Annotated in this window: 12 protein-coding genes; 10 read left to right on the plus strand and 2 right to left on the minus strand. The window is 69.6% G+C overall.

Translation table 11 applies throughout. From position 1 onward, the window contains the following. The first annotated feature begins 6 nt into the window (after positions 1-6). The 4 genes from OG252_RS36885 to OG252_RS36900 all read left to right on the plus strand — a co-directional run bounded on the left by OG252_RS36885 (position 7) and on the right by OG252_RS36900 (position 3,132). Complete coding sequence (locus tag OG252_RS36885) at positions 7-726, plus strand: YggS family pyridoxal phosphate-dependent enzyme (protein ID WP_266440993.1); 720 nt, start codon at positions 7-9, stop codon at positions 724-726. A 129-nt stretch (positions 727-855) separates the two neighbouring features. Further along, a complete protein-coding gene (locus OG252_RS36890; RefSeq protein WP_266440996.1) occupies positions 856-1,515 on the plus strand; it encodes a cell division protein SepF in 660 nt (219 codons plus the stop codon). Positions 1,516-1,586: 71 nt separating this feature from the next. Beyond that, positions 1,587-1,871, plus strand: coding sequence for a YggT family protein (locus tag OG252_RS36895; protein ID WP_266440999.1), 285 nt, complete (start codon positions 1,587-1,589; stop codon positions 1,869-1,871). Positions 1,872-1,917: 46 nt separating this feature from the next. Continuing rightward, entirely contained in the window at positions 1,918-3,132 is a 1,215-nt protein-coding gene (locus tag OG252_RS36900) for a DivIVA domain-containing protein (RefSeq protein ID WP_329341651.1), read from the plus strand. Between the two features lie 201 nt (positions 3,133-3,333). Here OG252_RS36900 and ileS read toward each other — a convergent pair whose 3' ends face one another. Continuing rightward, positions 3,334-6,480, minus strand: coding sequence for an isoleucine--tRNA ligase (gene ileS / locus OG252_RS36905; RefSeq protein WP_329341653.1), 3,147 nt, complete (start codon positions 6,478-6,480; stop codon positions 3,334-3,336). 604 nt (positions 6,481-7,084) lie between these two features. Between ileS and OG252_RS36910 the strand changes: the two genes are divergently transcribed. The 5 genes from OG252_RS36910 (at position 7,085) to OG252_RS36930 (ending at position 12,500) form a co-directional block, all read left to right on the plus strand. After that, entirely contained in the window at positions 7,085-8,668 is a 1,584-nt protein-coding gene (locus OG252_RS36910) for a TraR/DksA C4-type zinc finger protein (protein ID WP_329341655.1), read from the plus strand. Positions 8,669-8,747: 79 nt separating this feature from the next. After that, the gene (lspA, locus tag OG252_RS36915; RefSeq protein ID WP_266441006.1) at positions 8,748-9,317 is read left to right on the plus strand and encodes a signal peptidase II; all 570 of its coding nucleotides are present in this window, start codon (positions 8,748-8,750) and stop codon (positions 9,315-9,317) included. Positions 9,318-9,369: 52 nt separating this feature from the next. Beyond that, positions 9,370-10,314, plus strand: coding sequence for an RluA family pseudouridine synthase (locus OG252_RS36920; RefSeq protein ID WP_266441009.1), 945 nt, complete (start codon positions 9,370-9,372; stop codon positions 10,312-10,314). Further along, entirely contained in the window at positions 10,311-10,781 is a 471-nt protein-coding gene (locus OG252_RS36925; RefSeq protein ID WP_266441012.1) for a GNAT family N-acetyltransferase, read from the plus strand. The genes OG252_RS36920 and OG252_RS36925 overlap by 4 nt, the downstream gene beginning before the upstream one ends. 132 nt (positions 10,782-10,913) lie before the next feature. Continuing rightward, positions 10,914-12,500 (plus strand): Na+/H+ antiporter, encoded by a 1,587-nt coding sequence (locus tag OG252_RS36930; RefSeq protein WP_329341658.1) that lies wholly within the window; start codon positions 10,914-10,916, stop codon positions 12,498-12,500. Between the two features lie 72 nt (positions 12,501-12,572). Here OG252_RS36930 and OG252_RS36935 read toward each other — a convergent pair whose 3' ends face one another. Beyond that, complete coding sequence (locus OG252_RS36935) at positions 12,573-13,697, minus strand: mechanosensitive ion channel family protein (RefSeq protein ID WP_329341660.1); 1,125 nt, start codon at positions 13,695-13,697, stop codon at positions 12,573-12,575. 131 nt (positions 13,698-13,828) lie between these two features. Between OG252_RS36935 and OG252_RS36940 the strand changes: the two genes are divergently transcribed. Then, positions 13,829-14,398, plus strand: a complete 570-nt coding sequence (locus OG252_RS36940; RefSeq protein ID WP_266441019.1) for a dienelactone hydrolase family protein — start codon at positions 13,829-13,831, stop codon at positions 14,396-14,398. Positions 14,399-14,404 lie beyond the last annotated feature (6 nt).

The following is a 14,404-nucleotide window of genomic DNA, read 5'->3' on the forward strand; positions in this document are numbered from 1 at the left end:
TGGGGCATGACGGACCGTAAGGGCGAACTCGCCGGAAACCTGGCGAAAGTGGAGGAGCGCATCGCCGCCGCGTGTGCGGCCGCGGGGCGCAAGCGTGAGGAAGTCACGCTGATCGTGGTCACCAAGACCTATCCCGCGAGCGATGTGCGCATGCTGGCGGAACTCGGTGTGCGTCACGTCGCCGAGAACCGCGACCAGGACGCGGCGCCCAAGGCTGCGGAATGTACGGATCTGCCCCTTCACTGGCATTTCGTCGGTCAGTTGCAGACCAACAAGGTGCGATCCGTGGTCGGTTACGCGGATCATGTGCAGTCTGTCGATCGTTCCAAGCTCGTCACGGCTCTGTCCAAAGAGGCCGTGCGGGTCGGGCGTGAGGTGGGATGTCTGTTGCAGGTCGCACTCGACGCGGACGAGAGCGGCAGGGGGGAGCGGGGTGGCGTAGGACCTGGTGGAATCGAGGAGTTGGCCGACCTCGTCGCCGACGCTCCGGGGCTGCGACTCGACGGGCTGATGACCGTCGCTCCGCTCACCGGGGAGTACGCGGGGCGCCAACAGGCGGCGTTCGAGCGGTTGATGGATTTGTCGACCGACCTGCGCCGAGCGCATCCGGCTGCGAACATGGTCTCGGCAGGGATGAGTGCGGACCTCGAACAGGCCGTGGCGGCCGGAGCGACACATGTACGCGTCGGCACCGCGGTACTCGGAGTACGCCCCAGGCTCGGGTAACGTCGCCAGGAAGTCGGACCACAGCAGAAAATATGGTCATTACCGCAGTACGGCGGGCATAACGACCTAGTGGATCGCGGGCACTTGGCAGTCGTCAGCCGATCCACCACAGAGCGGAGGACTCAGAGAATGGCCGGCGCGATGCGCAAGATGGCGGTCTACCTCGGCCTCGTGGAGGACGATGGGTACGACGGCCGCGGTTTCGACCCCGACGACGACTTCGAACCCGAACTGGACCCGGAGCCCGAGCGGGACCGTCGACGGCATGAGCTGTCGCACCAGTCGCATGGTTCGCACCAGCCCCACCAGGCGCATCAGCCTGAAAGGGACGAATCGGTAAGAGTGGTGCAGGCTCCGGCGCCGCGCGACCCGTTGCCCCGTTCCGCTTCGCTAGGCGCGGAATCCGGGCGTCCGGCGCGCATCGCGCCCGTGGCATCCATCACACAAGAACGCGCAAGCCTGGAGAAGAACGCACCGGTGATCATGCCCAAGGTCGTGTCGGAACGAGAGCCTTACCGGATCACCACGCTTCACCCGCGGACCTACAACGAGGCCCGTACTATCGGGGAACACTTCCGTGAGGGCACCCCGGTGATCATGAATCTGACTGAGATGGATGACACAGACGCGAAGCGACTTGTCGACTTTGCGGCCGGTTTGGTGTTTGGTCTTCACGGCAGCATCGAGCGGGTGACGCAGAAGGTGTTCCTGTTGTCGCCTGCTAACGTCGATGTCACGGCGGAGGACAAGGCCCGTATCGCAGAGGGCGGGTTCTTCAACCAGAGCTGAGACACTCGACCGGAAACAGCAGTACAAGTAGTACCCGGCAGCACGGAACAGGGGAGAGGGAAGCACAGCCAATGAGCGTGGTCCTGGATGTCATCTACATCGCGCTGATGTGCTTTCTCATCGTGCTGATCTTCCGGTTGGTCATGGACTACGTCTTCCAGTTCGCCCGCTCGTGGCAGCCCGGCAAGGCGATGGTGGTCGTTCTGGAGGCCACTTACACGGTCACTGATCCACCGCTCAAGCTTCTGCGGCGGGTCATTCCGCCGCTGCGTCTCGGGGGCGTGGCGCTCGACCTGTCCTTCTTCGTACTGATGATCATCGTCTACATCCTGATCTCCGTCGTGAGCCGGCTGTGAACGATACGGTCTTGCCGAATGCCGACGACTACGTTGAGGTGAAGAGATGCCGTTGACCCCCGAGGACGTGCGGAACAAGCAGTTCACGACCGTCCGCCTCCGAGAAGGCTATGACGAGGACGAGGTCGATGCCTTCCTCGACGAGGTCGAAGCCGAACTGACTCGCCTGCTCCGCGAGAACGAGGACCTGCGTGCCAAGCTGGCCGCGGCCACGCGCGCTGCTGCCCAGAACCAGCAGAACATGCGCAAGCCGCCGGAGCAGGACCAGCAGCAGGGGATGCCGCAGCAGGGCGGTATGCCCCAGCAAGGCGGCATGCCTCAGCAGGGCGGGATGCCCCAGCAGGGCGGGATGCCCCAGCAGGGAATGCCGCAGCAGGGCATGCGTGGGCCCGGCGGCCCGGTGCCCGCCGGCATATCTGGCCCGCCGCAGCAGCAGATGGGTGGCCCCATGGGTGGCCCGCCCCAGCTGCCGAGCGGCGCCCCGCAGCTGCCTGCCGGTCCCAGTGGCGGCCAGGGCGGCCCGCAGGGTCCCGGTCCGATGGGCCAGGGTCCGATGGGTCAGGGCCCCATGGGCGGTCAGCCGCCCATGCAGCAGCAGATGGGCGGCCCGATGGGTGGCCCCATGGGCGGTCCGATGGGCGGCCCCGGTCAGGGACCCGGTGGCGACAGCGCTGCCCGTGTCCTCTCGCTGGCCCAGCAGACCGCCGACCAGGCGATCGCCGAGGCTCGTTCCGAGGCCAACAAGATCGTCGGCGAGGCGCGTTCGCGTGCCGAGGGTCTCGAGCGTGACGCCCGTGCCAAGGCCGACGCCCTGGAGCGGGACGCGCAGGAGAAGCACCGCGTCGCGATGGGCTCCCTGGAGTCCGCCCGCGCCACGCTGGAGCGCAAGGTCGAGGATCTGCGCGGCTTCGAGCGCGAGTACCGCACGCGTCTGAAGTCCTACCTGGAGTCGCAGCTGCGTCAGCTGGAGACCCAGGCGGATGACTCGCTGGCCCCGCCGCGCACTCCGGCGACTGCGTCGCTGCCGCCGTCCCCGGCGCCTTCCATGGCTCCGGCCGGCGCGAGCGCCCCGTCGTACGGCGGTGGCAACCAGGGCATGGGCGGTGGCCCGGCTCCGGCCCCCCCGTCCTACGGCGGCCAGCAGCAGATGTCCCCGGCGATGACCCAGCCGATGGCGCCGGTACGGCCGCAGGGCCCGTCGCCGATGGGCCAGGCTCCCTCGCCGATGCGCGGCTTCCTCATCGACGAGGACGACAACTGACGGTTATGAGTACGCCGTAGGCGTCGGCAGCGTTCAGGGCGGGGCCCCGGATTTTGATCCGGGGCCCCGCCCTTTTGCCGTGCGCGTGCCGGGTTCTTGCCGTGCGTGTTCGGGTGCCGGTGCACTTGTCCTGCGTACGCAACGCCGAAGGCCCGGGTGCACCAAGATCTTCTCGGTGTACCCGGGCCTTCGTGCCGTTGGTTACGCCTTGCGGAGGCGGAACGTCAGGGACAGGCCCTCGTCCGTGAACGGGGAGCCGTAGGTGTCGTCCGCCTCGCCCTGGGCGAAGTCGGTGGCGAGGACCTCGTCGGCGATCAGGGCCGAGTGCTCGCCGAGCGCCGCGATCACCGCCGGGTCCGTCGCCGTCCAGCGCAGCGCGATGCGGTCGGCCACGTCCAGGCCGCTGTTCTTGCGGGCCTCCTGGATCAGACGGATCGCGTCACGGGCCAGGCCCGCCTGACGCAGCTTCTCGGTGATCTCCAGGTCGAGCGCGACCGTGGCGCCCGAGTCGGAGGCCACCGACCAGCCCTCGCGCGGGGTCTCCGTGATGATGACCTCGTCCGGGGCGAGCGTGATCGTCTCGCCGTCGAGCTCCACCGACGCCGTGCCCTCGCGCAGTGCCAGGGACAGGGCGGCGGCGTCCGCGTTCGCGACGGCCTTCGCCACGTCCTGGACCCGCTTGCCGAACCGCTTGCCGAGGGCACGGAAGTTGGCCTTCGCCGTCGTGTCGACCAGCGAGCCGCCGACCTCGGACAGCGACGCCAGCGACTCGACGTTCAGCTCCTCCGTGATCTGCGCGTGCAGCTCGGGGTCGAGCGAGGCGAAGCCCGTCGCCGCGACCAGTGCGCGCCGCAGCGGCTGACGCGTCTTCACGCCCGACTCCGCGCGCGTGGCACGGCCCAGCTCCACCAGGCGTCGTACCAGAACCATCTGCTTCGACAGCTCCGGGTCGATGGCGGACAGGTCCGCCTCGGGCCAGGACGTCAGGTGCACCGACTCGGGGGCGCCCGGCGTGACGGGCACCACCAGGTCCTGCCAGACCCGCTCGGTGATGAACGGGGTCAGCGGGGCCAGCAGCTTGGTGACCGTCTCGACGACCTCGTGCAGGGTGCGCAGCGCCGCCTTGTCGCCCTGCCAGAAGCGGCGACGGGAGCGGCGTACGTACCAGTTGGACAGGTCGTCGACGAACGCCGAGAGGAGCTTTCCGGCGCGCTGGGTGTCGTACGCCTCCATGGCCTGCGTCACCTGGTCGGTGAGCGCGTGGAGTTCGGACAGGAGCCAGCGGTCGAGGACGGGCCGGTCCGCGGGGGCCGGGTCGGCCTCGCTGGGGGCCCAGTCGGACGTACGGGCGTACAGGGCCTGGAAGGCGACCGTGTTCCAGTACGTGAGGAGCGTCTTGCGGACGACCTCCTGGATGGTGCCGTGGCCGACGCGGCGGGCCGCCCACGGCGAGCCGCCGGCCGCCATGAACCAGCGGACCGCGTCCGCGCCGTGCTGGTCCATCAGCGGGATCGGCTCCAGGGTGTTGCCCAGGTGCTTGGACATCTTGCGGCCGTCCTCGGCGAGGATGTGGCCGAGGCACACCACGTTCTCGAAGGACGACTTGTCGAAGACCAGGGTGCCGACCGCCATCAGCGTGTAGAACCAGCCGCGGGTCTGGTCGATGGCCTCGCTGATGAACTGCGCGGGGTACCGGGACTCGAAGAGTTCCTTGTTCTTGTGCGGGTAGCCCCACTGCGCGAAGGGCATCGAACCCGAGTCGTACCAGGCGTCGATGACCTCCGGGACGCGTGTGGCCGTCTTCTGGCACTTCGGGCAGGCGAAGGTGACCTCGTCGATGTACGGGCGGTGCGGGTCGAGGCCGGACTGGTCGGTGCCGGTCAGCTCGGAGAGCTCCGCCAGGGAGCCGACGCAGGTGAGATGGCCGTCCTCGCAGGTCCAGATCGGCAGCGGCGTGCCCCAGTAACGGCTGCGGGAGAGCGCCCAGTCGATGTTGTTGTTCAGCCAGTCGCCGAAGCGGCCGTGCTTGACGGTGTCCGGGAACCAGTTGGTCTTCTCGTTCTCCTGAAGGAGGCGGTCCTTGACGGCCGTGGTGCGGATGTACCAGGACGGCTGCGCGTAGTAGAGGAGCGCGGTGTGGCAGCGCCAGCAGTGCGGGTAGCTGTGCTCGTACGGGATGTGCTTGAAGAGGAGACCGCGGTTGTGGAGGTCCTCGGTGAGCTTTTCGTCCGCCTTCTTGAAGAAGACGCCGCCCACGAGGGGGACGTCCGCCTCGAAGGTGCCGTCACGGCGGACGGGGTTCACGACGGGCAGGCCGTACGCGCGGCAGACCTTGAGGTCGTCCTCACCGAAAGCGGGGGACTGGTGGACCAGACCCGTACCGTCCTCGGTCGTCACGTACTCGGCGTTGACCACGTAATGGGCCGGTGCTGGGAACTCGACGAGCTCGAACGGACGTTGATAGGTCCAGCGCTCCATCTCGGCGCCGGTGAAGGTCTCGCCCGTGACCTCCCAGCCCTCGCCGAGGGCCTTCTCGACGAGCGGCGCGGCGACGACGAGCTTCTCCCCTCCGTCCGTGCCGTTCGTCGCGACCACGTAGGTGACGTCGGGGTGGGCGGCGACGGCGGTGTTGGAGACCAGCGTCCAAGGGGTCGTCGTCCACACCAGGAGCGCTGCCTGGCCGGCGAGCGGGCCGGAGGTGAGCGGGAAACGGACGTACACGGACGGGTCGACGATCGTCTCGTAGCCCTGCGCCAGCTCGTGGTCCGACAGACCCGTCTCGTCGCGCGGGCACCAGGGGGCGACGCGGTAGTCCTGGACCAGCAGGCCCTTGTCGAAGATCTCCTTCAGCGACCACCAGACGGACTCCACGTACTCGGGGTCCATCGTGCGGTACGCGTCGTCCAGGTCGACCCAGTAGCCCATGCGGTTCGTGAGCTCGGTGAAGGCGTCGGTGTGGCGGGTCACGGACTCGCGGCACTTGGCGTTGAACGCCGCGATGCCGTACGTCTCGATGTCCTTCTTGCCGTTGAAGCCGAGTTCCTTCTCCACGGCGATCTCCACCGGCAGGCCGTGGCAGTCCCAGCCGGCCTTGCGGGCCACGTGGTAGCCGCGCATGGTGCGGAAGCGGGGGAAGACGTCCTTGAAGACGCGTGCCTCGATGTGGTGGGCGCCCGGCATGCCGTTGGCGGTGGGCGGGCCCTCGTAGAACACCCACTCGGGGCGGCCCTCGGACTGCTCCAGGGTCTTGGCGAAGATCTTCTGTTCGCGCCAGAAGTCGAGCACGGCGTGCTCGAGCGCGGGCAGGTCGACCTGGGCGGGCACCTGGCGGTACGTCGGCGTTGTCATCAGCGAGCTTCCTCCGGCGGACTTGCTGCCTTCCGTCCGGAGGGACGAGAGCTGTGTCATTCCCTGCGCCGCCTTCGGCGCGCTCCCGCGGTACCACCCTCCTTGGCTCCCGGGTGCGCCGTACGCACCAGTGAGCCCCCTCATTGGGGTCGCGAGGCCGGGTCTACTGGCCGCGGCTGGTTCGCTGCGGCTTTCTTCCGGCGGCTCCGGGGTGATCTTCACGTCGCGCTCGCCCCCGGGCTTCCACCGTCCCCGGGTCGCTCTGGGCTGCGTACGTCGCTACTCGTCCCCATCCACGCTTTTCGCTCCGCCCAGTGTACGGCGCCGCGGGGACAGCGGCCGACCGCTTTTACGGCGGCCGGGGCCGGGGCCTGGCGGGGGCCGGGCGTGACCCGAATGGCGAAGTGCGCGTGTTCGATTCTCGGGACGCCCGGCTCGGCGGATTACCCGGCGGGGAGTTGGGCACAACGCATGCAGGTTTGCCGCGCGGCATGCGCGAGGCGGGCGAATCGGGCGGTGCGCCCCGTTGCCGCGGGACTCAAGTCGATTTATCGTCCCAGCACGATTCGCGTGCAAGATCACAATATGTGAAGGGGCCGCGGCCATGGTGGCGAAGAAGACCGCCGTACAGCAGTCGGCGTCCGGGTCCACGGGTGCCTCCGGCGGTCCGGCCAAGAACGTCGGCGGGAAGAAGAGCACGCAGGGGGGCGCGGCCGAGCGGGAGGCCAAGGCCGTGAAGAGCACGGCGGCGGGGGCGCGGGCGGGTGCGGGTGCGGGTGAGCGTGTGGCGGCCAAGAAGGCCGTTTCGGAGAAGGCTGCGGCGAAGGACACGGGGCCGGTGAAGAAGGTCGCCGCTTCCAAGGCTGCTCCTGCCAAGGCCGCGGTCGCGGAGGGGGCGGAGACACCGGCGGGCAAGAGGGCGACGGGCAAGAAGGCGTCGGGCGGCGAGGAGGTGGCGGGAGGCAAGAGGGCGGCGGGCAAGAAAGCGGCGGCGAAGCAGCCCGTAGCGAAGAAGCCCGCAGCGAAGAATGCCGTGGCGAAGAAGGCGGCGGCCATGAAGGAAACGGGTACGAAGGCGGCGGGGGCGAAGAAAACCGCCGCCCAGAAGAGCACCTCCGATAGGGACGCGGACGAGAGGACTGCGGCCAAGAAAGGCGCGGTCGAGAAGGGCGCAGTGGGGAAGGTCGCGGCCGAAAGGACTGTGGCCGAGACGACTGCAACCAAGAAGGGTGCAGCCGAGATGACTGCGGCCGAGAAGAGCACGGCTAAGACGACTGCGGCTGAGAAGGGCGCAGCTGAGACGACGGCGGCCAAGACGACGGCGGCCGGAAAAGGCGCGGCCAAGAGGAGCACGGCTAAGAAAAGCGTCGTCGAGAAGGGTTCAGCCGAGACGACGGCGGCTAAGAAGGGCGCGACGACTGCGGCCAAGAAGGGCGCGGCCGAGACGACTGTGGCCGAGAAGAACGTGGCTGAGAAGGGTGTAGCCGTGACGACCCCGGCCAAGACGAGGGCGGCCGAAAAAGGCGCGGCTAAGACGACCGCCGGCGAGAAAGGGGCGGCCAGAGCGACTGCGGCCAAGAAGGGCGTGGCCGAGAAGGGCTCAGCTGAGACGACCGTGGCCAAGACGACCGCGGGCGAGAAGAGCACGGCCGGAAGCATGGCCAAGAAGGCGGGCGCGGCGCAGGCCGCGGAGCAGACGGGAGCCACGACAGTGGTTGCGAAGAAGACTCCTGGCACGGCCACGGCGGCGAAGACCGCAGTTCCCAAGGCACGGGTCGCAGCGGCGGAGCCCGGCGAGCTCGCGGTGCGCCCCGGCGAGGACCCCTGGACGCCGGAAGAGGTCGGGGAGGCGCGGGCCGAGCTGTCGTCCGAGGCGACGCGGCTGCGCGACGAGATCGCCTCGTCCGAGGCCTCCCTCGTAGGTCTGATGCGGGACTCCGGGGACGGCGCCGGCGACGACCAGGCGGACACCGGCACCAAGAACATCACGCGGGAGCACGAGATGGCCCTCGCGGCCAACGCGCGCGAGATGCTCATCCAGTTCGAGCGCGCCCTGGAGCGGCTCGACGCGGGCACCTACGGCCTCTGCGAGAACTGCGGCAACCCCATCGGCAAGGCCCGCATGCAGGCCTTCCCGAGGGCCACCCTGTGCGTGGAGTGCAAGCAGAAGCAGGAACGACGGTACTGATCACGTGACTGATCACATGGGCGCCGGGGGGTGTGACGTACCCTCGTCCTCAGTCAGGTATCTAGGTTGAGGGACTCACGTGGCAGAGGCGGAGCGCATCATCGGTACGCCGGACACTCCAGCGGACGCGTCGGAGGACGCCGCCGAGGCGGAGCGGCCCCGGGGCAAGCGGCGGATCGCCGTGCTGTTCGCCGTCGCGGCCGTCGCGTACGCCCTCGACCTGATCAGCAAGATGATCGTGGTCGCCAAGCTGGAGCACCACGCGCCGATCGAGATCATCGGGGACTGGCTGAGGTTCGAGGCCATCCGCAACGCGGGCGCGGCCTTCGGCTTCGGCGAGGCGTTCACCGTGATCTTCACGGTGATCGCGGCGGCCGTGATCGTGGTCATCGCCCGCCTCGCCCGCAAGCTCTACAGCCTGCCCTGGGCGATCGCCCTCGGCCTGCTGCTCGGCGGCGCGCTCGGCAACCTCACCGACCGGATCTTCCGGTCGCCGGGGGTGTTCGAGGGCGCGGTCGTCGACTTCATCGCGCCCAAGCACTTCGCGGTCTTCAACCTCGCCGACTCGGCGATCGTCTGCGGCGGCATCCTGATCGTGCTGCTGTCGTTCAAGGGGCTCGACCCGGACGGCACCGTCCACAAGGACTGAGGAGCCCGGACTCTCGTACGAGAGTGTCGGACCTGTCCGGCATACTCGACGGGTGAGCACCATTCCCGAGATCCGAACCCTGCCCGTGCCCGACGGCCTGGAGGGCGAGCGTGTCGACGCCGCCATCTCCCGCATGTTCGGCTTCTCCCGTACCAAGGCCGCGGAGCTCGCCGCCGCGGGGAAGGTCATGGTCGACGGATCGGTGGTCGGGAAGTCCGAGCGGGTGCACGGCGGCGCCTGGCTGGAGGTCGAGATGCCACAGGCCCCCGCGCCCGTGCAGATCGTCGCCGAACCGGTCGAGGGCATGGAGATCGTGCACGACGACGACGACGTGGTCGTGATCGTCAAGCCGGTCGGCGTGGCCGCACACCCCAGCCCCGGCTGGTCCGGGCCGACCGTGATCGGCGGGCTCGCCGCCGCCGGGTACCGCATCTCGACCTCGGGCGCCGCCGAGCGCCAGGGCATCGTGCACCGCCTCGACGTGGGCACCTCCGGCCTGATGGTGGTCGCCAAGTCCGAGTACGCGTACACCTCGCTCAAGCGCCAGTTCAAGGAGCGCACGGTCGACAAGCGGTACCACGCGCTCGTCCAGGGCCACCCGGACCCGACCAGCGGCACCATCGACGCGCCGATCGGCCGTCACCCCACCCATGACTACAAGTGGGCGGTCACGGCCGAGGGCAAGCCCTCGGTGACCCACTACGACCTCATCGAGGCGTTCCGCGCGGCCTCCCTGCTCGACGTGAAGCTGGAGACCGGCCGCACCCACCAGATCCGCGTCCACATGGCCGCCCACCGCCACCCGTGCGTCGGCGACCTGACCTACGGCGCCGATCCCACGCTCGCCAAGCGGCTCGGCCTGACCCGCCAGTGGCTGCACGCCGTACGGCTGGGCTTCGAGCACCCCGGCGACGGGCAGTGGGCGGAGTTCTCCTGCGACTACCCGGACGACCTGCAGAAGGCGCTCGACCAGGTTCGCGAGGAGACCTACGCATGAGCCCGGCGTCGTACGTCGTGCGGGTCGCCGAGGACCTCGCCGACCGTGAGGCGTGCTTCGCGGTGCGCAAGGAGGTCTTCGTCGGCGAGCAGGGCGTGCCCGCGGACCTGGAGTACGACGCGTACGACGCCGGTGCCGTGCACGTGCTGGCGGTCCGCGAGGACGGGACACCGCTCGGGACCGGGCGGCTGCTGTACGGCGACGCGGCCGCGGACAGGACCGACGGCGACCCGGCGGTGGGATCGCTGGGGCGGCTAGCCGTGACGAAGGACGCGCGGGGGCTCGGCGTCGGGGCCGCCCTCGTCCGGGCGGTCGAGGACGCGGCACGCGCGCGTGGGCTCGCGGCGGTGGACCTGCACGCGCAGACGCACGCGCTGGGGTTCTACGAGCGGCTGGGGTACGTGGCGTACGGCCCGGAGTTCCCGGACGCCGGGATGCCGCACCGGGCGATGCGGCGCGTGCTGTAGCCGGCCGTGCCTGCTGGGGCGGGGTGATGCGACGAGGGGCGTCGACGGCCGGTGAACACGGTGGCGTGGCAGGCTTGAGGTCTGCTGTGTGAACGCCGAGACGACCACCGAGACGACCCCGGAGCGCTGACCGTGGATCAGTTGGCCCTGCTGTTCGTGCTGTTGCTCGGGGCCGTGCTGAGCGTTCCGGTCGGGGACCGGCTGGGGCTGCCGGCGCCGGTGCTGATGACGCTTCTCGGGATCGTCCTCGCCCTGCTCGACTTCGTGCCGAACGTCAACATCCCGCCGGATCTCATCCTGCCCCTGCTGTTGCCGCCGCTGCTGTACGCGGCCGTACGGCGCACGTCCTGGCGGCAGTTCGCCGCCAATGTACGGCCGATCTTCCTGCTGGCCGTGGCGTTGGTGTTCGTCACCACGGTGTGTGTGGCCGTCGTCGCGAACGCGATCGTGCCGGGGCTGCCGGTCGCGGCCGCGGTGGCGCTCGGCGCGCTGGTGGCGCCGCCCGATCCGGTCGCCGCGACCGCCGTCGCCGGACAACTCGGGCTGCCGAGGCGGCTGGTGTCCATCCTGGAGGGCGAGGGGCTCTTCAACGACGTGACGGCCATCGTGCTGTACCACGTGGCGATCGCCGCGGCCGTCAGCGGGACCTTCTCACCGTGGCGGGCGGGGCTGGACCTGGTGCTGTCCGCCGTGGTGGCGGTGGCCGTCGGGATCGTGCTGGGCTGGGGCGCCAACAAGCTGATGGATCTGCTCGGGGACGCGACCCTGCAGATCGGGATGACGCTGCTGGTGCCGTTCGCCTCGTACGTGCTGGCCGAGGAGTTCCGCGGGTCCGGGGTGCTCGCCGTGCTCACCACCGCGCTGTTCCTCGCCGAGTACGCCACCGATCCCGACGACGTGATGACACGGCTCGCCGGGCACACCTTCTGGGACATCGTCGACACGCTGGTCACCGGGGTCGCGTTCGGGCTGATCGGCCTGGAGCTGCACAACGCGATCCGGACGGCGTCCGGGCGGTGGGGCGAGATGCTCGGGTGGGCGGCGGCGATCGTGGGTGTGGTCGTGTTCGTACGGCTGGTGTGGCTGTTGCCGGCCACCTGGCTCACCAAGCGGCTGCACGCGAGGCGGGACCACGACGAGGACATCCCGATGAGCGTGCGGGAGACCGTCGTCATGTGGTGGTCGGGGATGCGGGGGGTGGCGTCCGTCGCGCTGGTGCTGGCGATTCCCCTGGAGACCGATGACGGGTCGGCCTTCCCCGACCGGGACGAGATCGTGTTCATCGCCTTCGGGGTGATCATGGCCACGCTGGTGCTTCAGGGGCTGACCCTGCCGTGGCTGGTGAAACGGCTGGGCGTGCAGGCGGACACGGACCGGGAGAAGGAGTTCGAGAAGGCGCTGGCGGTACGGGCGGCGAAGGCGGCGAAGCGGAGGCTCAGGGAGATCGAGGCCGTGGAGGAGCTGCCGGAGGAGTTGTCCGAGCAGATGCTGCGGCGGGCGTACGACATCGGGGTGCGGATCAGTCCCGAGGTGGGGGAGGACGAGCGGCGGGAGGCGCATGAGCAGCGGGTGCGGAGGCTGAAGCGGGTGCGCCGGATTCAGGGGGAGATGTTGAGCGCGGCTCGGCATGAGGTGTTGGCGGCGCGGAGTGAGCCGGGGGCCGATCCTGAGGTGGTGGATCGGGTGCTGCGGCATCTGGATGTGCGTAGTTTGCGGTGAGTTGTCGGGTGTGGGCGGATGGGGGTTGCTGTGTTGGTTTCCCACCCGCCCACCCGAGCGTGCTGCGCTGTGTCAGGCGCCCCCGCGCGGTGACTCGTGGCCGCGGCTTGCGGCCGCGCCGTCGCGTGAGACGTCGTCCCGGAGGCGGCCGTTCGTGCGGTTCGGGGGCAGGGCCGCGTCCGCCGTGTTGACGCGGGGGAGGGCGTACGGGTGTTCCGCGGCCAGCCAGCGGATCATGCCCTCGCGGACCGTGACGCGTACCGTCCAGATGTCGTCGGCGTCCTTGGCGGTCATCAGGGCCCGTACTTCCATGGTGTTCGGGGTGGTGTCGGTGACGTCCAGGCCGTAGGCGCGGCCGTCCCACGCCGGGCACTCACGCAGGATGTCGCGGAGCTTCTCGCGCATCGCGTCCACCGGCGCGGCGTGGTCGACGTGCCAGAAGACGATGCCGGTCATCTGCGGAGTGCCGCGCGACCAGTTCTCGAAGGGCTTGGACGTGAAGTACGAGACGGGCATGGTGATCCGGCGCTCGTCCCAGGTCCGTACGGTCAGGAACGTCAGCGTGATCTCCTCGACCGTGCCCCACTCGCCGTCCACCACGACCGTGTCGCCCATGCGCACCATGTCGCCGAAGGCGATCTGGAACCCCGCGAACATGTTGCTGAGCGTGGACTGGGCGGCGACACCGGCGACGATGCCGAGGATTCCGGCCGAGGCCAGCAGTGAGGCGCCCGCCGCGCGGAACGCGGGGAACGTCAGCAGCATCGTGGCCACGGCCACCACGCCGACGGTCGCGGAGACCACCCGCATGATCAGGGACACCTGGGTACGGACGCGCCGGACCCGGGCCGGGTCGCGGTGGGCGCGCGCATAGCGGGTGTACGTCGTCTCCACTATCGCGGCGGCGATCCGGATCACCAGCCACGCCGCGGCCCCGATGAGCACAAGTGTGAGGGTCCGGCCGATGCCGACGCGGTGCTGCTCCAGCAGCTGCGCCTCGTCGAACGACCCTCTCAGCATGGCCGCGCAGAGCACGAGCTGGTAGGGGATGCGGCCGCGGCGCAGCAGACCCCACAGGGGGGTCTCGTGATGCCGTGCGTCGGCCTTGCGCAGCAGCAGGTCGGTGGCCCAGCCGATGAGCAGCGTGAGCGCGACCGACCCGCCGACCACGATGAGTGGGCGGAGCAGATTCTCCATGCCCACGAACGTAACCGGCCCCGGGCGCACATGAACATGTGACTTCGCGCTCAAGGTGGGTACGGCCGTGGCCGCACGCGGGGAGCGCCGCCGTGACCTGCGTTGTCGTGCCCGGCTGGCACCATGTCCTCATGAACATCGTGCTCTTTCACTCGACCTTCGGCCTCAGGCCCGCGGTGCGCGCGGCGGCGGACCGGCTGCGCGCGGCCGGACACGAGGTGTGGACGCCGGACCTCTTCGAGGGGCGTACGTTCGAGACGGTCGAGGAGGGCATGGCCTTCAACGACGGGATCGGCAAGGACGAGCTGCTCAAGCGGGCCGTCCTGGCCGCCGCGCCCTACTCGGAACGCGGGCTGGTCTACGCCGGGTTCTCGCTCGGCGCCTCCATCGCGCAGACCCTCGCGCTCGGCGACGACAAGGCCCGCGGGCTGCTGCTCCTGCACGGCACGTCGGACATCGCGCCGAACGCGGCCGTGGACGAGCTGCCCGTCCAACTGCACGTCGCCGAGCCGGACCCCTTCGAGACCGACGACTGGCTGAGCGCCTGGTATCTCCAGATGGGCAGAGCGGGTGCGGATGTGGAGGTGTACCGGTACGCCGGGGCCGGCCATCTGTACACCGACCCCGACCTGCCCGACTACGACGAGGAGGCCGCCGAGGCCACCTGGCGGGTGGCGCTCGGCTTCCTGGAGAGCCTCTGAACAGGT

Origin of the sequence: Streptomyces sp. NBC_01352 (assembly GCF_036237295.1) — a bacterium.
GTDB lineage: Bacteria > Actinomycetota > Actinomycetes > Streptomycetales > Streptomycetaceae > Streptomyces > Streptomyces plumbiresistens.